Source organism: Mogibacterium diversum, from assembly GCF_938028775.1.
GTDB classification, from domain to species: domain Bacteria; phylum Bacillota; class Clostridia; order Peptostreptococcales; family Anaerovoracaceae; genus Mogibacterium; species Mogibacterium diversum_A.
The window spans coordinates 1-18870 of the sequence record NZ_CALIZG010000001.1 but is presented as its reverse complement, the minus strand read 5'-3'; the positions used below and the strand labels follow the sequence as shown (position 1 = coordinate 18870).

Sequence of the window (18870 nt, the reverse complement as noted above, 5' to 3'; positions counted from 1 at the left end):
ATTTAGCTCAAATTATTCGAAAAGAAACGAATAATCCTTGCGCTAAAAATGGGACACTTGGGCACATAACAAGAAGATATAACAATGCTAATAAAGCGCTTATACATGATAAGTCTGTTGATACTGGTCAGATACAGGAACTGTCAGCTAAAAACCTAAAGAGAGCTGGAATACGAGGCGGTATACTAGGCGGCACTCTTGATGTTTGTATTGGTGCAGGTCAAGATTACTTCGCGGGAGCGTCTAGAAGCAAACTTGCTTCTAATGCAAAGGTTAATTTTATATTTGGAGCAGCAGAAGGAGCAATCGTTGGGCTTGCATTCGCCGCAAATCCAGTAATAGGAATCGCTGCAATTATTGGTGTTGGGTTATATGAATACTATTATTCAGACAGAGACAAAATTAAAAAAAGACGTAATAGTTTGGATTAGGAGCAAAATAATGAATGATAAGGAAATGACATATATTGGGGAGTTTATAAAGCACAATAATATCCACCAAACAATAGAGTCATTAATGTTTGGCACCCACTTAATATCAATTTTATTGATATTAATATACTTGAGATTTGCAATATCACCTCCAGATAAAGCTGACCCAATAGCACTATATATCTCGTTATGTATTCCAGTTGTGTTACTAGTTGTTAGTATATTGTTGAGGAAACGAATCTTTTATCTTAAAGAAAAAGAATTTGGTAAGAGTTTATATATTGTTCAAATAACCATATATATATATTGTTTGATTATAGGCATATTATTTGTCACGCTTGTTGTACTATGCGAATATGGTGCGAAAAAAGTTCCAAGTGCAATAGGCTTTACTATTTTGGTTGCTGTTGTTACTGTTGCGAGTACATATGTCCGTGTAAAACTAAATATAAAGAGAGGGCATTATTTGCATAGAAAAAACATAATTAATGAAAAAATAATTGCGTTTATTTCCTCAGCGATAGGGATAGCAATATGTATAATTATTTTTCAATTTATCAAAATGAATTTTACGGGAATTGGATATGGTATTATGTCAATTATGCTAGTAACGGCATCTTCAGCTCTATCACTTATATATTATCTTAAACTAAAATATGCAGAACGTTATGGACTTGAAGAGTATTTGCCTACTAAATCTAATCCTAAATAATTTACAAGATGGAATTGGTAATTTAATCATTATAAACACGCCTTTAGGCAGAACTTGAAATAGGAGCGGCGCGATACTATGCGTAAGAAATACAATGACCAAGCTATAAAGAATTTCGTTTCAGGGAAAGGCTCAGTAATGACAGAAGAAGGGAAAAGAAAATCGCAAAAAGAATTTTCAAATAAGATTAACGTTTGGTGGGTATTATTATTTTTTTTCGCTCTTACGGTAACAAATGCTATACAGTGGAGAGATATAAACGTAAGAATTATATTTGTTACACAGATAGTAGCTATCATTATTTGGTTTGTTGTATCTAAATTGTTTTTTGGACTAAAAAACAACCTACAAGCTCCTATAAATAAATTGCTCCAAATAAGCACGGCAATACTATTTCTAGTAATTGTGGATCTTACATTCATTGGTGGGTTTAGAATTCTATATACTGACTTTAACGTCGCTATACCTTCAACGATACTGCTTTTACAATGTTGCGGAGCTGCTGTTTACGAGAGAAGGGTAATACTAATTGCTATAAAAAAGAATGATGGCATTATGAAAAAACCATTTGAAAATATGAAAGACTTATCTCAGGGTGGTATCTATGTGATTGTAATGATAGTAACAATGATTGCGTTGAGAGGATATTTGAATTTGTTTACACTCTATATTGCTATATCAGCAACATTCATTACAATGGTTTTTTCAAGAACCATTATGCATCAGATATATAAACTGTATTTTGCCAATAAGTACGATATGAGGGATGAGTTATTTAAGAATGTTTTATAAATGATAGTAAATTTAAGGTTGTTTGCCTGTCTTTTGGAATAACTCATAGGCAGATTAAAAAGCATAAATGATTTTTGATGAAAGAAAGTGAAATGGAAAGCAAAGAAAAGATAGCAAGTTTTATAGCGAATCATAACATTATAAGACCGATTGAGTATCCGTTAATTGCGATGCCGTTTTTAACTACATTAACATTTGTTTTTTACACAATATTCTATATAGTGTCATCTGATAAGACATCTGGTGAAAGTGTGTTGTATATCGTTGGAGTTATTTTTTCTATAATAACATTTGTATTTTCGATGTGGATGCGTAGAAAATATTTAAAGGCGTTTAATGAAGAACCAGGTAAGAGCATGTATGCGGCTGAGGCGTGGCAGTATACGGGATTAGTATTACATACGTCTCTTTTAATGTTAAGTTTTTTTTCGTGGGAAGAGGTACAAATAAGTCTACTAACATCAATATGCTTTTTAGTGGTAATAATTGTAATAACAATTGCTGTGACTATCATCGTTGTTAAAAAAAGAATTGGGAAGGGCTTCTATCAAAAAAACAAAGATATAGGTACCAAAACAATGAGATATTTAGGGTCTGGTTCATTCATTGCAATCATGCTATTCATAAAAAGCATTGTAATTAATTCAGAGGCAGATGAACTAACGTTTTTTATTTGCATACTATTAGTTGCTTTAGAATTTTCAATAGTATTAGCGGTTGAATACTTTCTCAAACTCAAGTATGCCAAAGAGTATGAACTCGAAGACTATCTACCGACAAGACCGCATCCTAGCAAGTATACTGGGTGGCAGTAATAGATTCTGCTAGTACAATTGGACAAAGTGTGTAGAATCAAGTAGGCAAATTCACTTTAGCACTTATGAACTAGGAGTATAGCAAGCGAAAAAAGATTAGGAAGAAACTATGGCTACAAGCATTGTGTGCGTGCTTCCGTATATGAAACAACAGAGATAAAGACTTATAGACGATTAGGATTAATTCGAGTAACATATAATAATAGTCATGTTTAAAGATAGGATGTGAATTAGTAATGGCAAAATCAGATAAAAAGAAAACAAGTGCTCGTGGCAAGAATAGACGTGATGCACACGGAGTGTATCAGAGACGCGCGGAGCGTGGAAAAGCTGCATTCAGACCTTATAACGGAGAGCCTGCGGAAGAGTTCCGTAGCAATACTGGGCGGAACACAGGAAGAACTAAACGTACTAGCGGTAATGCTGGCGGATACGGTAGTTCGCAGCGTAATGGCAACTCAGGGAGTTATATCAATTCTCAGCGCGACAGAAACTCAAGCAGCCGCCCGCGAGATGCGTATAGCAATACATATAGAAATACCGAATGGGACAGCCGCAGCGGCAGCTTTGCTGAGGAGCAGAGTGCTCCAGCCGCGAATCTGATTGCCGGCCGTAATCCAGTGATCGAAGCGATCAAAAGCGGCCGCGACATCGAAAAGATTTACATGGCGGCAGGAGCCGAGGGCTCCGTCGTAAAGATCAGAGCTATGGCCAAAGATGCTGGCATAGTAGTTGATACAGTGCCTAGGATTGTGCTAGACAGAATGGCGCCAGGGGAGAAGCACCAAGGTGTAGCAGCGGAGATATCTGCGTATTCGTATTCGACAGTCGAGGAGATAATGAATCGTGCAGCTGATGGTGAAGAGCCACCGTTCATCATGGTACTAGACGAGATTTCAGATCCTCATAACCTAGGCGCGATTATCAGAACTGCGGAGTGTGCAAATGCTCATGGCGTTATCATTCCTAAGCGAAATGCCTGCGGACTAACTAGCACCGTTGCAAAGACTTCGGCAGGCGCATTAGAACGTATGCCTGTTGCTAGAGTGACCAACATATCTCGCACAATCGAGGAGCTGCAAGCGCAGGGCGTGTGGGTAGCAGCAGTGGATATGGATGGAAAATCATATTATGAGACAGAAGGCGTGATGAAGGGTGCGATAGCTCTCGTGATAGGAAACGAAGGAAAAGGCATCAGTAGACTCGTTAAGGAGAAGAGCGATCTATCGATATCTATTCCGATGAAGGGCAGCATCAACTCTCTGAACGCATCTAATGCGGCAGCTATTATGATGTACGCAGTTAGGCGTAGCAGAGACTTTTAGCCGACTATATTTACGAGTTGTATAGCATTAAATATCAAGGAAAACGCTTGACATTGACATCTGCACAGCGTATTATTATAAGGCTACTTTATGAATTCACGACAGAGCTTGCGAGGCGGGCTCTGACTTTTGAGTTGAGAGAAGCAATTAGCTTACATATATATTTGGTAAAGGAGGTCATCACCTTGAGAAACAAGATTACACTAGCATGCACAGAGTGCAAGCAGAGAAACTACAACACAACTAAGAACAAGAAGAACAATCCTGATAGAATTGAGCTTAGAAAGTTCTGTAAGTTCTGCGGTAAGGAAACACTCCACAAGGAGACTAAGTAGTCGAGGGAACATCATGGCAAACAACAATGAAACCATATCCAGAGATGGCAAGGATACTAAAGTAGAGAATAAGACCAGTAAACCGGAACAGCGCAAGGAGCGTAAGGGCATCATTGGATATTTCACTGGTGTTAAACAGGAGATGGCCAAAGTAGTATGGCCGACGAGAGCGGAACTGACCAAGGACACTGTAGTTGTTTTTGGTGTGTGCATCTTCTTCTCCCTGTTGTTCTGGGGGATGGATACAGGCTTCTTAGCAGTGCTCAAGAAGCTTCTCGGAATTACGCTATCGAAATAGGCTAGAAGGAGATATACATGACAGATAAGACCGAAAACTTGAATACGGGCGGCACAACGCTGTCACCACTTGAGGGCGAAGGTCTACGTGGCGATGGTACCGCTAAGTGGTACGTAATCCATACGTATTCTGGTTATGAGAACAAGGTTAAGACTAACATCGAGAAGATGGTAGAGTACAGAGGAATGCAGGATCTCATCCTTGAGGTTACCATTCCTACTGAGGATAGAGTCGAGATTAAGAATGGCCAGAGAAAGGTCAAGACTAGAAAGCTTTATCCTGGTTACGTAGTCATCAAGATGATTGTCAACAACGAGACCTGGTATCTAGTGCGCAACACAGAGGGCGTTACAGGGTTCGTGGGTCACGGTTCGGATCCTATTCCACTAACTAAAGAAGAAGTGGTTAGGATGGGCGTTGAGAAAATGCGCATCGACCTGGATGTTGAGACTGGCGACACAATTCGTATTATCGGTGGACCTTTCGAGGGCCAGATGGGTATTGTTGAGGATATCAGTCCTGATAAGCAGATTGTTAAGGCAAAGGTATCGATGTTCGGTAGAGATACACCTGTAGAACTCGAGTTCTCGCAGGTGGGAAAACTTAACTAACTGGGAGCTATAGTCTCAGAGAAAGGAGAATAAGATGGCAAAGAAGATCGACGGCTATATTAAGCTTCAGATCCCTGCAGGAGGAGCAACACCTGCACCACCAGTTGGACCTGCCCTAGGTCAGAAGAGTGTTAACATCATGGACTTCTGTAAGCAGTTCAATGCTAAGACTCAGGATCAACAGGGAATGATTATTCCAGTTGTAATCACAGTTTACACAGACAGATCATTCACATTCGTATGCAAGACTCCACCAGCAGCAGTACTTATCAAGAAGGCAGCAGGTATTGATAAGGCATCGGGCGAACCTAACAAGACAAAGGTTGCATCGATTACATATGCTCAGGCAGAGGAAATTGCGAAGACTAAGATGCAGGATCTCAATGCGGCTACACTTGAGGCAGCTACTGATATGATTAAGGGTACTGCTCGCAGCATGGGAGTTACTGTAACAGAGTAATCAGTGGGAGGCGTTTTTAGGAAACGTCGATAGAACCACAAGGAGGAATTATGGCTAAGAAAAGCAAAAGATACAGCGCAATCATGGAGTCGTTCGACAAGACACAGACTTATGATGTTGCAGAAGCTGTAAAGAACGTAAAGAGCTTTGCTAATGCGAAGTTCGATGAGACTGTTGAGATGCACATTCGTCTAGGTGTAGACGGAAGACACGCAGACCAGCAGGTTAGAGGCGCAACTGTACTTCCGCACGGAACAGGTAAGAGCAAGAAGGTTCTTGTTTTTGCTAAGGGTGCTAAGGCTGAAGAGGCAGAGGCAGCTGGTGCAGATTACGTAGGCGCAGAGGATCTTGCAGAAAAGATCCAGAAGGAAAACTGGTTCGACTTTGATTCAGTAGTTGCTACACCGGACATGATGGGCGTTGTAGGACGTCTAGGTAAGGTTCTCGGTCCAAAGGGACTCATGCCAAACCCTAAGTCAGGTACTGTAACAATGGACGTACAGAAGGCACTTGAAGAGATTAAAGCAGGTAAGGTAGAGTACCGTCTTGACAAGGCTAACATTATCCATGTAATTATCGGTAAGTGCTCGTTCACTGAGGAGCAGCTAGTTGAAAATGCTAACGCTCTAATCCAGGTTGTTGCTAAGGCTAAGCCAGCAGCTGCTAAGGGTCAGTACTTCAAGAGTGTTACTGTTACATCGACAATGGGACCTGGAGTTAAGATCAGCACAGCATCCCTAAGCTAATAGTCGGCCGGTGTTAATAATCGAATATCAACCGTAGACAGTGGGAGCGAAAGCTTAATATCCCACCGAGGTACAAACATAAATTTGTTCCCCGCTGTCTCGCAGCGGGGTTATTTGTACCGTACTTGGTATTAGCACACCAGACCGAATAGGTTAAACCACAATTATGGGCACAACCGTGTTCAAGAAAGGAGACCAAATGTCTGTAGAAGCAAAGAACGCAAAACAGCTAATTATCGATGATATTAAGGCAAAATTTGACAAATCCATCTCGATCGTAGTTGTAGACTATCTTGGAATTACAGTAGCTCAGGCTGACGAACTAAGAAAGACTCTTAGAGAGAACGGCGTGAACTTAACTGTATATAAGAACACACTTGTAAAGCGTGCTATCGCCGGAACTGAGTACGAAGGACTCGGCGAAGCCCTGAAAGGATCTAGCGCATTCGCATTCTGCGAAGAGGATGCAACATCTTCAGCTAGACTTCTCAAGAAGGCTATGAAGCAGTACAACAAGATGTCATTCAAGGGCGGATACGTTGATGGCTCAGTTTATGACGCTAAGCAGGTTGAAGCACTTGCAGATATCCCATCAAGAGAAGAGCTTATCGCTCGTTTCATGGGAAGCATCCAGTCACCATTATCACAGCTTGTTAGAACATTCAAGGCAATCGCTGATGAGGGTGCAGTTCCAGCAGGAGAGACTGCTGAAGCATAAGCTATTAGTAGCTAACAATTTTTAAGAATTTTACCGATTAATCGGTGTATCGAGAAGCTGACATTTCAGCAAATTTAGACAAAAGGAGAAATAAAATGGATAAGAATCAGATCATTGAAGCCCTAAAGGGTATGACCATTCTTGAGATCAACGAGCTCGTTCAGGCTTGTGAAGAGGAGTTCGGAGTATCTGCAGCTGCAGCTGTAGTTGCAGCACCTGCTGCAGGCGGCGGAGAGGCTGCTGAGGAGCAGACAGAGTTCACAGTAGTTCTTGCTAGCGCTGGAGACCAGAAGATCAAGGTTATCAAGGCAGTTAGAGAAGCTACAGGTCTTGGACTTAAGGAAGCTAAGGAGCTTGTTGATGGAGCACCTGCTAACGTTAAGGAGAACATCGAAGCTGGCGAAGCTAACGCACTTAAGGAAGCTCTCGAGGCAGTTGGAGCTACAGTAGAGCTTAAGTAATTAAATAGCACAACAATTTTGGATTGGGCTCCTGATTTCGGGAGCCCAATTCTTGCTATTTACAAGAGGCTCATTTTCGCTGCAAAATCCAATTTATCAACATCGGGTATTTCTTTTGTGGTGACGGGCAAGATTATGTGTTTTTTGTAGTTTTTCAATTGCCAGGGTACGAAAAGTTGCAAAAAATGCATAATATGCTCATCTCTGGGCTTGAAATATTTACAACCTTACTCTATAATAGTAAGTTGCTATGGAGACGTTTTTTCTTAAATAACAAGGAGTGATAACATGCCAAAACCTGTAAAAGTTGGAAGGAAAGAACGTATGACTTTTGCGAAAATCAACGAAGTTTGCGAGATGCCAAACCTCATTGATATCCAGACTGAGTCATACAAGTGGTTTGTCGAAGAGGGACTAGCCGAAGTTCTGGAAGATGTATCTCCAATTAGGGATACCACCAATACTTTGAGCCTAGAGTTCGCTGACTACTCCTTCTCAGATACACCTAAATACGATCAGGAGGAATGCAAGGAGCGTGATGCCACTTACGCTACATCTCTGACGGTCAAGGTAAGATTGATAAACAGGGAGACTCTTGAAATCAAGGAACAAGATGTTTTCATGGGAGATTTCCCATTGATGACAGAAAAAGGCACATTCATATATAACGGTGCGGAGAGAGCTATCGTAACACAGCTCGTAAGATCTCCAGGACCGTATTTTGAGTTTGATACCGACAAGTCGAATAACAAGCTTTATTCTTCGACTATTATTCCTAACAGAGGAGCATGGCTCGAGTATGAGACTGACTCAGCTGGTGTCCTATACGTAAGAGTTGATAGAACCAGAAAGCTTCCTCTCACATCGTTCCTAAGAGCGATGGGACTCGGATCAAACGAAGAAATCCTCGATACATTCGGTGAAAGTCCTGCTCTCTTAAGGACATTTGAGAAGGACAGCACCAAGAATGCAGATGATGGCGTTAAGGAAATATACAAGAGACTAAGACCTGGAGATCCTCCAACAGTCGAGAATGCTAGATCCATGGTTAACTCGCTGCTATTTGATGCGCGTAGATACGACCTAGCTAAGGTTGGTAGATACAAGTACAACAAGAAACTTGGTATCCACAATAGACTAGTTGAGACAATTGCGGCTGAGCAGATTGTCGATCCTTCAACTGGCGAAGTTCTCGTTGAAAAGGGTGAGTTCATCTCCCGTGAGAGAGCTATGGAAATCGAGGATGCGGGTGTTGCTTATGCATATGTAAATAGCAAGACTGAGGACGATGAGGTAGTTAAGGTTATCGGTAATAACTTCGTTGACCCAACTAAGTATATCGAACTAGACCTTGCTCCATATAAGCTGTCAGAAAAGGTTTACTATCCAGTTCTGATGGAGATTATCGAAGAAGCAAACGGAGATGAGGATGCGCTGAAGGCGGCTATTGCCAATCGCAAGAACGAGCTTTCACCAAAGCACATCATCCACGATGATATCATCGCATCTGTGAGCTACTTCCTAAATCTATCCTATGGAATCGGAGAGACAGATGATATCGACCATCTCGGTAATCGTAGACTGAGATCAGTTGGAGAGCTTCTGCAGAATCAGTTCCGTATTGGATTTGCAAGAATGGAAAGATCTGTTAGAGAGAGAATGACTACTGAGAATGCAACTCCTCAGCAGCTCATCAATATTAGACCTGTAACTGCAGCAGTTAAGGAGTTCTTTGGAAGCTCCCAGCTGTCACAGTTTATGGACCAGAACAACCCTCTTGCAGAGCTAACACACAAGAGAAGACTTTCCGCACTTGGACCTGGTGGTCTTTCGAGAGAAAGAGCTGGATTTGAGGTGCGTGATGTTCACTATACACACTACGGCAGAATGTGCCCAGTAGAGACACCGGAAGGTCCTAACATTGGACTTATCGGGTCACTAACTACTTATGGCATCATAAACGAGTATGGATTTATCGAAACCCCATACCGTAAGGTTGATAAGGAAACTGGCGTTGTAACTGAACAGGTTGATTATCTATCTGCAGATGATGAAGAACTGATGATCGTAGCTCAGGCCAATGAGCCTCTCGATGCTGAAGGCCATTTCGTTAACAACAAGGTTGCAGTACGAGGTGTTAAGGGTGAGATTACTCTTGCTAAGAAAGAAAGCGTCGACTACATGGACGTTTCTCCTAAGCAGGTAGTTTCTGTTGCTACTGCGATGATTCCGTTCCTTGAGAACGACGACGCTAACCGTGCGCTGATGGGATCTAACATGCAGAGACAGGCTGTACCACTACTCGTTACCGAGGCTCCTTACGTTGGAACTGGAATCGAGTACAAGGCAGCTTGCGATTCTGGAGCAGTACTCCTTGCGAAGGCAGCCGGAACTATCGAGTTTGTTGATGCTCAGTGCGTAAAGGTTCGTAGAGACGACAATGGCGAACTCGACGAGTATAAGCTACTCAAGTTCAAGAGATCCAATCAGGGAACTTGTATCAATCAGAGACCTATCGTTGCGTGTGGCGAACATGTTGATGCAGGAGAGGTTCTAGCAGACGGACCATCGACTAATCTCGGTGAGATTTCGCTAGGTAAGAACCTGCTTATTGGATTCATGACATGGGAAGGATACAACTACGAGGATGCTATTATCCTTAACGAGAGACTTCTCATGGACGATGTTCTAACATCGCTACACATAGTTAAGTACGAGTGTGAAGCTCGTGATACAAAGCTTGGACCAGAAGAGATTACAAGAGATATTCCTAACCTTAGCGAAGAAGCTCTCAAGGAGCTCGATGAGAACGGAATCATCAGAATAGGTGCAGAAGTTAAGTCTTCTGATATTCTTGTAGGAAAACTGACACCTAAGAGCGAGACCGATTTAACTGCAGAGGTTAGAATGCTTCGTGCAATCTTTGGTGAGAAGTCCAAGGAAGTAAGAGATACTTCTCTCAAAGTTCCTCATGGTGAGACGGGTATTGTCATCGACGTAAGAGAATTTACAAGAGAGAATAGCTCCGAACTCCCACCAGGAGTAAATAAAATTGTAAGAGTTTACATAGTTACCAAGAGGAAGATTAACGTTGGAGATAAGATGGCTGGTCGTCACGGTAACAAGGGTGTAATCTCCAGAATTCTTCCAGAGGAGGATATGCCATTCAAGGAAGATGGTGAGACATTACAGGTAATGCTTAACCCACTGGGTGTACCTTCCCGAATGAACGTAGGACAGGTACTCGAGGTTCACTTAGGACTAGCAGCTAAGACGAAGGGCTGGTATATTTCAACACCAGTATTTGACGGTGCTAGTGAAAATGACGTAATCAATTTACTTGACGATTGCGGATACCCTAAGACCGGTAAGCTCAGACTGAGAGATGGTAGATCTGGAGAGTACTTCGACAACCCAGTAACTGTAGGCTACATGTACATGCTCAAGCTGCACCATCTTGTAGATGATAAGATTCACGCTAGAAGTACAGGTCCTTACTCGCTAGTAACTCAGCAGCCACTTGGTGGTAAAGCTCAGTTTGGCGGACAGAGATTTGGAGAGATGGAGGTATGGGCACTAGAGGCTTATGGAGCAGCTTATACACTTCAGGAAATACTAACAGTTAAGTCTGACGATATCATCGGACGTGTTAAGACTTACGAAGCTATCGTAAAGGGTAACAACATTCCAAAGCCTGGCATTCCAGAGTCCTTCAAGGTACTCATCAAGGAGCTGCAGGCACTGTCGCTCGATGTTAGGGTAATGTCCGGTGATAATAAGGAAATCAAGCTCAAGGATACATCTGAATTCGACGAACCTGCTTCGGTAGATCGTATGCTCAAGGAAGCTGATAGACGTACAGAGGCTATGCACGAGCGCGAACGTGAGCACGAAGAGGAACTTCGTCTAAAGCAGAATGAGGATGATGAGTTCGTTGAAACGGCAGACTTCGATGAAGAGCCAGATCTAGATATTCTGAATACACTTTCAGCAGCACTTGGTGTCGATGAAGATGTACCAGCTATCCTAGATGACGATGAGGAACCAGAGATGGTGAGCCTTGACGAGATAATTGGCACAAGCGACGAAGCTATTGATGAATAATTAAGGGGGAAACATGACTAAAAACGATAACAATCAAGATCTTAGAAATTTTGAATCCCTACAGATCAAGTTGGCTTCAACAGAGAAGATGCTTGAGTGGTCTCACGGTGAGGTAACAAAGCCTGAGACTATCAACTACAGAACTCTCAAGCCTGAAAGAGACGGACTCTTCTGCGAGAAGATTTTCGGACCTACTAAGGATTGGGTGTGCTCCTGTGGAAAATACAATAAAATTCGCTTTAAGGGCATCGTTTGCCCTTACTGCGGAGTTGAAGTAACGAAGTCCAAGGTTAGAAGAGAGAGAATGGGTCATATTCAGCTTGTTAGCCCCGTATCTCATATTTGGTACTTCAAGGGAATCCCTTCAAGAATCGGTCTCGTGCTCGATATCACTCCTAAGCAGCTAGAGAGAGTGCTGTATTTTGCAGCATATGTCGTAACTGATCCAGGAGAGACTCCGTTCGAGTACAAGCAGATTATCGAAGAGAATCAGTATAACGAAGCTCGCGAGATTTATGGAAAGAACTTCGAGGCAGCGATGGGTGCAGAGGCTATCAAGAAGCTGCTAGAAAAAATCGATGTTGATGAGGAAACTGAACTTCTTAGAGAACAGCTTAAGAAGGCAACTGGACAGAAGAGAATTCGTCTAGTTAAGAGACTCGAAGTTATCGAGGCTCTAAAACAATCTGATAATAGACCTGAGTGGATGATTCTTGACGTAGTTCCTGTAATTCCGCCTGATCTTAGACCTATGGTTCAGCTAGAGGGTGGAAGATTCGCTACATCTGACCTTAACGACCTATATAGAAGAGTTATCAACAGAAACAACAGACTTAAGAAGCTGCTCGAGCTGGGAGCACCTGATATCATCGTAAGAAACGAGAAGAGAATGCTTCAGGAATCGGTTGACTCTCTAATCGATAACGGAAGAAGAGGCAGAGCGGTTACTGGTGCTGCTGGAAGGCAGCTTAAGTCGCTTTCTGACATGCTCAAGGGTAAGCAGGGACGTTTCCGTCAGAACCTACTCGGTAAGCGTGTTGACTACTCTGGTCGTTCTGTAATCGTGGTAGGACCTGAACTGAAATTCTATCAGTGCGGACTTCCTAAGACGATGGCGCTAGAGCTGTTCAAGCCGTTCATCATGAAAGAGCTTGTAGAGCGTGAACTTGCGCATAACATTAAGAGTGCAAAGACAATGGTTGAGAAGATGAAGTCCGAGGTGTGGGACGTTCTCGACTACGTGATTAAGGACCATCCTGTACTTCTAAACCGTGCTCCGACACTGCACAGACTCGGAATCCAGGCTTTCGAGCCGGTTCTAGTAGAGGGAAAGGCTATTAAGCTTCATCCTCTAGTTTGTACTGCGTTCAACGCCGATTTCGATGGAGACCAGATGGCTGTACACGTACCTCTATCAGTAGAGGCGCAGGCAGAGGCTAGGTTCCTCATGCTTTCGGTTAACAATATCCTTGCGCCTAAGGATGGCTCGCCTATTACAATTCCGACTCAGGACATGATCCTCGGAAGCTACTACCTCACCCATGAGGGTACAGAGGCTCGTAACCTTGAGAATGAAAAGGGTGACGGAAAGTGCTTTGCAGATATCGATGAGATGCTCATGGCATACAGAAATCATGCTGTAGGAATTCACGCAAAGGTTAAGGTTAGAAGACAGGCGTTCCCTGGAGATCCAGGAAAGCTGGTAGAGTCTACAGTAGGTAGATTTATCTTCAATCAAGGGCTCCCTCAGGACATGGGCTTTGTAAATAGAGACGAAGATCCGTATTCACTCGAGGTAGACTTCCTCTGCGATAAGAAGAAGCTTGGCGTTATTATAGACAAGTGCTTCAAGAAACATGGGAATACTAGAACGGTTCTCATGCTCGACTATGTAAAGAGCATCGGTTACCACTATTCAACTAAGGCGGCTGTTACAATAAGTGTATCCGACATGGAGGTTCCTGAGGAGAAGGCTGAAATCGTTGCAGCGGCTGATAAGCAGGTAGATAAGTTTGAGGCTGCATACAGACGTGGTCTGATGACAGATAGAGAACGTTACGACAGAATCATCAAGACTTGGAAGGACGCAACGGATCAGGTTGCCGACGCTCTGATGGATTCTCTAGGACCTCTCAACAATCTGTTCATCATGGCAAGCTCTGGAGCCAGAGGTAACAAGTCTCAGATCAGCCAGGTTGGCGGTATGAGAGGACTTATGGCTAATGCGACAGGACACACTGTAGAGATTCCTATCAAGGCTAACTTCCGTGAAGGTCTATCTATACTGGAGTACTTCATTTCGTCAAATGGTGCTCGTAAGGGTCTTGCGGATACTGCGCTACGTACTGCTGACTCCGGATATCTAACAAGAAGACTTGTAGATATTTCTCATAGTGTAATCGTAACTGAGGATGACTGCGGAGCAGAAGAAGGCGTTGAAATCAAGGCGTTTACAGATGGCAAGGAAGTTATCGAGCCACTATCACAGAGAATTGCAGGCAGATTTGTTACTGAAGCTGTTGTGCATCCAGAAACTGGCGAAGTTCTCGCTGCTGAAGGCGACTTTATCGAAGATGACGTTGCAGAAGCAATTGAGGCAGCTGGAATCGAAGTGGTTAAGATTAGATCTGTCATGACTTGTCAGGCAGAGCACGGAGTTTGCGCTAAGTGCTACGGTAGAAACCTCGCCACAGGAACTGCAGTTCTGCCAGGTGAGACTGTTGGTATCATTGCCGCTCAGTCTATCGGTGAGCCGGGTACGCAGCTGACTATGAGAACGTTCCACACTGGTGGTGTAGCGGGAAGCGATATCACGCAGGGTCTCCCAAGAGTTGAGGAGCTGTTCGAAGCTAGAAAGCCTAAGGGTCTAGCTGAAATATGCGAGGGAGATGGAGAGGTTGTATCCATTGAGCCAACTGATGACAACAGGACTAGCGTTGTCGTTAAGGAGGAAGGTGGCAACCGCGAGTACATTATCTCCTATGGTTCAAGACTCAATGTAAAGGTTGGTGACGCTGTTTATGCAGGTGGCCAGATTACTAAGGGACCTCTCGATCCACATGATGTAATGAGAATTCTCGGCGTTCAGGGAGTATACGAGTACTTGCTGCGCGAGGTTCAGAGAGTATACAGACAGCAGGGTGTAGACATCAACGACAAGCATGTTGAGGTGATCGCATCTCAGATGCTATCAAAGTACAAGATCGAAAAGGCTGGAGATACAAATCTGCTTCCTGGAAGTATGTACAGCATCAATGAGATTAACAAGGCAAATGCTGAGATTGATCCAGAAGAAGGCGAGCCAGCTACATACGAACGTCAATTGCTCGGTATCACTAAGGCTGCCCTTGCTACAAGCTCATTCCTATCCGCCGCATCATTCCAGGAGACAACTCGTGTCCTGACAGACGCTGCGGTTAAGGGTAAGACAGACCATCTAGACGGACTCAAAGAGAACGTCATGATTGGTAAACTAATCCCAGCAGGAACAGGCATGAAACGCTATGGAGCAGTTGAGGTTGATTACGGTGAAAATGAGCCTCTCATGAACTCAAGCTACGATGACGAGAACATGGTTCTCAAGATGCCATCGGCGAATGTTCAGCCACAGACTATAGCGCCGCTATACGATGGTATTGAGGAATAAAACGAGACGTGATTAAGCTACAAACCAAGCAAATTAATCATGCATAATAAAATAGCCGATGCATTGACAATTCAGTGCATCGGCTGTTATAATATGTAGGTTCAATATACTAAGCGGAGACTGTCTAGATAGTCACTGCTTGTTTGAATGAGTTAATTTTATAAGAAAGGAGACAATAATGCCTACTATTAACCAATTAGTTCGTCAGGGCAGAAAGAGTGCAGTTAAGAAGTCAGGTTCCCCAGCTCTTGGTAAGAACATGAACAACCTTAAGAAAACTCTTACTGATGTAAATTCGCCTCAGAAGAGGGGAGTATGCGTTGCAGTTAAGACTGTAACTCCTAAGAAGCCTAACTCGGCGCTTAGAAAAGTTGCCAGAGTTCGCTTGACTAACGGTATCGAAGTAACAGCATATATTCCTGGAATCGGTCACAACCTACAGGAGCACAGTGTTGTACTAATCAGAGGCGGAAGAGTTAAGGACCTCCCTGGTGTGAGATATCACATCGTTAGAGGAACACTTGACGCAGCTGGCGTATCGGGTCGTGGTCAGGGACGTTCCAAGTATGGAGCAAAGAGACCTAAGAAGTAATTGATTTCGGGATATTGTCCTTAATATATGATATTAAGGCGCACACGGTCGGTGATAGAAGCAGACCGAGTACCCCGTGAACCTAAGGAGGGAAGAGAAGTGCCAAGAAAAGGTAACGTACCAAAGAGAGAAGTACTTCCAGATCCAGTATACGGTAGCGTAGTGGTTTCAAAGCTGATCAACAGCATCATGCTTGACGGTAAGAAGGGTGTAGCCCAGTCAATCGTTTATGATGCATTTGACCAGATTAAGGAATCCACTGGCGAAGAACCGCTGGAAGTATTTGAAAAGGCAATGAGCAACATCATGCCTGTACTAGAAGTTAAAGCAAGAAGAGTCGGTGGTGCAAACTATCAGGTTCCTATCGAAGTTAGACCAGAGAGAAGACAGACTCTAGCTCTACGTTGGCTCACAAAGTTTACAAGACTTAGAGGTGAGAGAACTATGGCTGAGAGACTAGCTCACGAGCTTATGGACGCTTCTAACAACACAGGTGCATCTGTGAAGAAGAAAGAAGATACTCATAAGATGGCTGAGGCTAACAAGGCGTTTGCACACTACAGGTGGTAATCTGAGATGATACACCTGACAGAGATTAGATAAAAGCAGGAAGGAGGAGTTATGGCTAGACAATTTTCTCTAGAAAATACCAGAAATATTGGAATCATGGCTCACATCGATGCTGGTAAGACAACAACTACTGAGAGAATCCTTTATTACACAGGAAAGACTCATAAGATCGGTGAGACTCATGATGGTGCTGCTACCATGGACTACATGGCTCAGGAGCAGGAGCGTGGTATTACAATTACCTCTGCTGCTACAACCGCTCAGTGGAACGGCACAAGAATTAACATTATCGATACCCCAGGACACGTTGACTTTACTGTTGAGGTAGAGAGATCGCTTCGTGTACTTGACGGTGCTGTAATGGTACTAAGTGCTAAGGAAGGTGTTGAGCCTCAGTCCGAGACAGTATGGAGACAGGCTGAGAAGTATAATGTTCCAAGAATGATTTTCGTTAATAAGATGGACATCCTAGGAGCTAACTTCTTCCACGTAATCGATACTATTCATGATAGACTAAGAGCTAACGCTGTACCTGTTCAGATTCCGATCGGTTCTGAGAACATGTTCGAAGGAATTATCGACCTTCTCACTATGAAGGCTGAGGTGTACGATAAGAACGATGCTACAGGTAAGGAGTTCGAAATCGTAGATATTCCAGAGAATATGAAGGCAGAAGCACAGGCTTGGCATGATAAGATGATTGAGGCTGTTGCTGAGCTAGACGAAGATCTGACTATGAAGTACCTCGAAGGAGAGGAAATCTCAGTCGAGGAACTCAAGACAGTTATCAGAAGAGAGACTATCGCAGGAAATATTTTCCCTGTATTCTGCGGATCTGCATACAAGAACAAGGGTGTTCAGATGATGCTAGATGGTGTAGTTGATTACATGCCTGCGCCTACAGACATTCCTTCAATCGGTGGTGTAAACCCTGATACTGAAGAAGAGGATGTAAGACACGCAAGTGACAAGGAGCCATTCTCAGCACTCGCATTTAAGATTGTGGCAGACCCATATGTAGGAAAGCTCGCATTCTTCAGAGTTTACTCTGGAACACTCGAGACTGGTTCTTACGTGTACAACGCAACTAAGGGTAAGCGCGAGAGAATCGGTAGAATTCTTCAGATGCACGCTAACCACAGAGAGGAAATCGAGAAGGTTTACTCAGGAGATATCGCAGCAGCAGTAGGACTAAAGCAGACTACAACTGGAGATACACTCTGTGATGAGAAGAAACCAATTATTCTCGAATCTATGGAATTCCCAGATCCAGTAATTGAGATTGCTATCGAACCTAAGACCAAGGCTGGTCAGGAGAAGATGGGTATCGCTCTCGCTAAGCTGGCTGAAGAGGATCCAACATTCAGAACATATACTAACCCTGATACTGGACAGACTATCATCGCTGGAATGGGTGAGCTTCACCTTGAAATCATCGTTGATAGACTTCTAAGAGAGTTCAAGGTAGAAGCTAACGTAGGTAAGCCAATGGTATCCTACAAAGAGACTATTACCGTTGAGGTCGATGAAGATTACAAGCACAAGAAGCAGTCCGGTGGTTCTGGTCAGTATGGACACGTTAAGTTCAGACTATATCCAAGAGAAGCTGGTTCTGGTTTCGAATTCAAGAACTCCATCACAGGTGGTGCTATTCCTAAGGAATACATCCCTAAGATTCAGGAGGGAATGGAAGCAGCAATGCAGAACGGACCTGTTGCAGGCTACCAGCTAGTAGACGTTGGTGTAGATCTATATGACGGTTCATACCACGAAGTCGACTCATCTGAAATGGCATTTAAGATTGCAGCTACCATGGGATTCAAGGAAGCTTGCAAGAAGGCAAAGCCAGTTCTACTAGAGCCAATCTTCAAGGTAGAAGTTACTGTACCTGAGAACAACATGGGTGACATCATCGGAGATATCAGCTCAAGAAGAGGATCTATCGAAGGTTCTGACATCAATAATGGTGCAGCTGTAATCAGAGGATTCGTTCCACTATCCGAGATGTTTGGATATGCTACTGACCTGCGTTCTAAGACACAGGGTCGTGGTGTATACGTAATGCAGTTCGACCACTTCGATAAGCTACCAGAGAGCTTGAAGGAAAAGGTTGCAAAATAATCTTTAATATCACCAAGTTATAAGTGATAAAACAAATTTTACAGAAAATTATTTCAAATAATTCTAAATAGGAGAAATTATCATGGCAAAGCAGAAGTATGAGAGAACCAAGCCACATATCAACATCGGTACA

Annotated in this window: 17 protein-coding genes and 1 other annotated feature; all 17 genes read left to right on the top strand. The window is 43.2% G+C overall.

What is annotated here, in order from left to right; genetic code table 11:
- Positions 1 to 431: hypothetical protein (locus Q7O90_RS00085; protein WP_304126114.1), on the top strand; the 431-nt coding region annotated here is incomplete at its 5' end.
- A 10-nt stretch (positions 432 to 441) separates the two neighbouring features.
- On the top strand, positions 442 to 1143 hold the full coding sequence (locus tag Q7O90_RS00080; RefSeq protein ID WP_304126112.1) for a hypothetical protein: 702 nt from the start codon (positions 442 to 444) through the stop codon (positions 1141 to 1143).
- Positions 1144 to 1221: 78 nt separating this feature from the next.
- The gene (locus Q7O90_RS00075; RefSeq protein ID WP_304126110.1) at positions 1222 to 1935 is read left to right on the top strand and encodes a hypothetical protein; all 714 of its coding nucleotides are present in this window, start codon (positions 1222 to 1224) and stop codon (positions 1933 to 1935) included.
- A gap of 77 nt (positions 1936 to 2012) precedes the next feature.
- Positions 2013 to 2750: a hypothetical protein gene (locus Q7O90_RS00070; RefSeq protein ID WP_304126108.1), complete on the top strand. Its 738-nt coding sequence runs from the start codon at positions 2013 to 2015 to the stop codon at positions 2748 to 2750.
- Positions 2751 to 2986: 236 nt separating this feature from the next.
- Positions 2987 to 4075, top strand: coding sequence for a 23S rRNA (guanosine(2251)-2'-O)-methyltransferase RlmB (gene rlmB, locus Q7O90_RS00065; protein ID WP_330667009.1), 1089 nt, complete (start codon positions 2987 to 2989; stop codon positions 4073 to 4075).
- A gap of 185 nt (positions 4076 to 4260) precedes the next feature.
- Positions 4261 to 4410, top strand: a complete 150-nt coding sequence (gene rpmG, locus Q7O90_RS00060) for a 50S ribosomal protein L33 (RefSeq protein WP_094233838.1) — start codon at positions 4261 to 4263, stop codon at positions 4408 to 4410.
- A 13-nt stretch (positions 4411 to 4423) separates the two neighbouring features.
- The gene (secE, locus tag Q7O90_RS00055; RefSeq protein WP_106056121.1) at positions 4424 to 4708 is read left to right on the top strand and encodes a preprotein translocase subunit SecE; all 285 of its coding nucleotides are present in this window, start codon (positions 4424 to 4426) and stop codon (positions 4706 to 4708) included.
- Between the two features lie 17 nt (positions 4709 to 4725).
- Positions 4726 to 5319 carry a transcription termination/antitermination protein NusG gene (gene nusG / locus Q7O90_RS00050; protein ID WP_106056123.1) on the top strand — a complete coding sequence of 198 codons (594 nt, stop codon included), beginning with the start codon at positions 4726 to 4728 and terminating at the stop codon, positions 5317 to 5319.
- 34 nt (positions 5320 to 5353) lie between these two features.
- Entirely contained in the window at positions 5354 to 5779 is a 426-nt protein-coding gene (gene rplK / locus Q7O90_RS00045) for a 50S ribosomal protein L11 (RefSeq protein ID WP_106056125.1), read from the top strand.
- Positions 5780 to 5829: 50 nt separating this feature from the next.
- Positions 5830 to 6525: a 50S ribosomal protein L1 gene (gene rplA / locus Q7O90_RS00040; RefSeq protein ID WP_106056127.1), complete on the top strand. Its 696-nt coding sequence runs from the start codon at positions 5830 to 5832 to the stop codon at positions 6523 to 6525.
- A gap of 13 nt (positions 6526 to 6538) precedes the next feature.
- Positions 6539 to 6651: a sequence feature (ribosomal protein L10 leader region), on the top strand.
- A gap of 73 nt (positions 6652 to 6724) precedes the next feature.
- Entirely contained in the window at positions 6725 to 7243 is a 519-nt protein-coding gene (gene rplJ / locus Q7O90_RS00035) for a 50S ribosomal protein L10 (protein ID WP_304126105.1), read from the top strand.
- A 95-nt stretch (positions 7244 to 7338) separates the two neighbouring features.
- Positions 7339 to 7704: a 50S ribosomal protein L7/L12 gene (rplL, locus tag Q7O90_RS00030; RefSeq protein ID WP_094233844.1), complete on the top strand. Its 366-nt coding sequence runs from the start codon at positions 7339 to 7341 to the stop codon at positions 7702 to 7704.
- A 288-nt stretch (positions 7705 to 7992) separates the two neighbouring features.
- Complete coding sequence (gene rpoB / locus Q7O90_RS00025; protein WP_304126102.1) at positions 7993 to 11808, top strand: DNA-directed RNA polymerase subunit beta; 3816 nt, start codon at positions 7993 to 7995, stop codon at positions 11806 to 11808.
- Positions 11809 to 11821: 13 nt separating this feature from the next.
- Positions 11822 to 15454 (top strand): DNA-directed RNA polymerase subunit beta', encoded by a 3633-nt coding sequence (rpoC, locus tag Q7O90_RS00020; RefSeq protein ID WP_304126101.1) that lies wholly within the window; start codon positions 11822 to 11824, stop codon positions 15452 to 15454.
- 178 nt (positions 15455 to 15632) lie between these two features.
- Entirely contained in the window at positions 15633 to 16046 is a 414-nt protein-coding gene (rpsL, locus tag Q7O90_RS00015) for a 30S ribosomal protein S12 (RefSeq protein ID WP_094233847.1), read from the top strand.
- 99 nt (positions 16047 to 16145) lie between these two features.
- Positions 16146 to 16616 carry a 30S ribosomal protein S7 gene (gene rpsG, locus Q7O90_RS00010; protein WP_106056136.1) on the top strand — a complete coding sequence of 157 codons (471 nt, stop codon included), beginning with the start codon at positions 16146 to 16148 and terminating at the stop codon, positions 16614 to 16616.
- A gap of 51 nt (positions 16617 to 16667) precedes the next feature.
- On the top strand, positions 16668 to 18737 hold the full coding sequence (fusA, locus tag Q7O90_RS00005) for an elongation factor G (protein WP_106056138.1): 2070 nt from the start codon (positions 16668 to 16670) through the stop codon (positions 18735 to 18737).
- Positions 18738 to 18870 lie beyond the last annotated feature (133 nt).

Coding starts and splice junctions, on each gene's coding strand:
- secE (WP_106056121.1), top strand. CDS start 4,424: ATGGCAAACAACAATGAAACCATATCCAGAGATGGCAAGGATACTAAA.
- Q7O90_RS00070 (WP_304126108.1), top strand. CDS start 2,013: ATGAAAGAAAGTGAAATGGAAAGCAAAGAAAAGATAGCAAGTTTTATA.
- fusA (WP_106056138.1), top strand. CDS start 16,668: ATGGCTAGACAATTTTCTCTAGAAAATACCAGAAATATTGGAATCATG.
- rlmB (WP_330667009.1), top strand. CDS start 2,987: ATGGCAAAATCAGATAAAAAGAAAACAAGTGCTCGTGGCAAGAATAGA.
- rplL (WP_094233844.1), top strand. CDS start 7,339: ATGGATAAGAATCAGATCATTGAAGCCCTAAAGGGTATGACCATTCTT.
- rpoB (WP_304126102.1), top strand. CDS start 7,993: ATGCCAAAACCTGTAAAAGTTGGAAGGAAAGAACGTATGACTTTTGCG.
- Q7O90_RS00075 (WP_304126110.1), top strand. CDS start 1,222: ATGCGTAAGAAATACAATGACCAAGCTATAAAGAATTTCGTTTCAGGG.
- Q7O90_RS00080 (WP_304126112.1), top strand. CDS start 442: ATGAATGATAAGGAAATGACATATATTGGGGAGTTTATAAAGCACAAT.
- rplK (WP_106056125.1), top strand. CDS start 5,354: ATGGCAAAGAAGATCGACGGCTATATTAAGCTTCAGATCCCTGCAGGA.
- rpsL (WP_094233847.1), top strand. CDS start 15,633: ATGCCTACTATTAACCAATTAGTTCGTCAGGGCAGAAAGAGTGCAGTT.
- rpoC (WP_304126101.1), top strand. CDS start 11,822: ATGACTAAAAACGATAACAATCAAGATCTTAGAAATTTTGAATCCCTA.
- rplJ (WP_304126105.1), top strand. CDS start 6,725: ATGTCTGTAGAAGCAAAGAACGCAAAACAGCTAATTATCGATGATATT.
- rplA (WP_106056127.1), top strand. CDS start 5,830: ATGGCTAAGAAAAGCAAAAGATACAGCGCAATCATGGAGTCGTTCGAC.
- nusG (WP_106056123.1), top strand. CDS start 4,726: ATGACAGATAAGACCGAAAACTTGAATACGGGCGGCACAACGCTGTCA.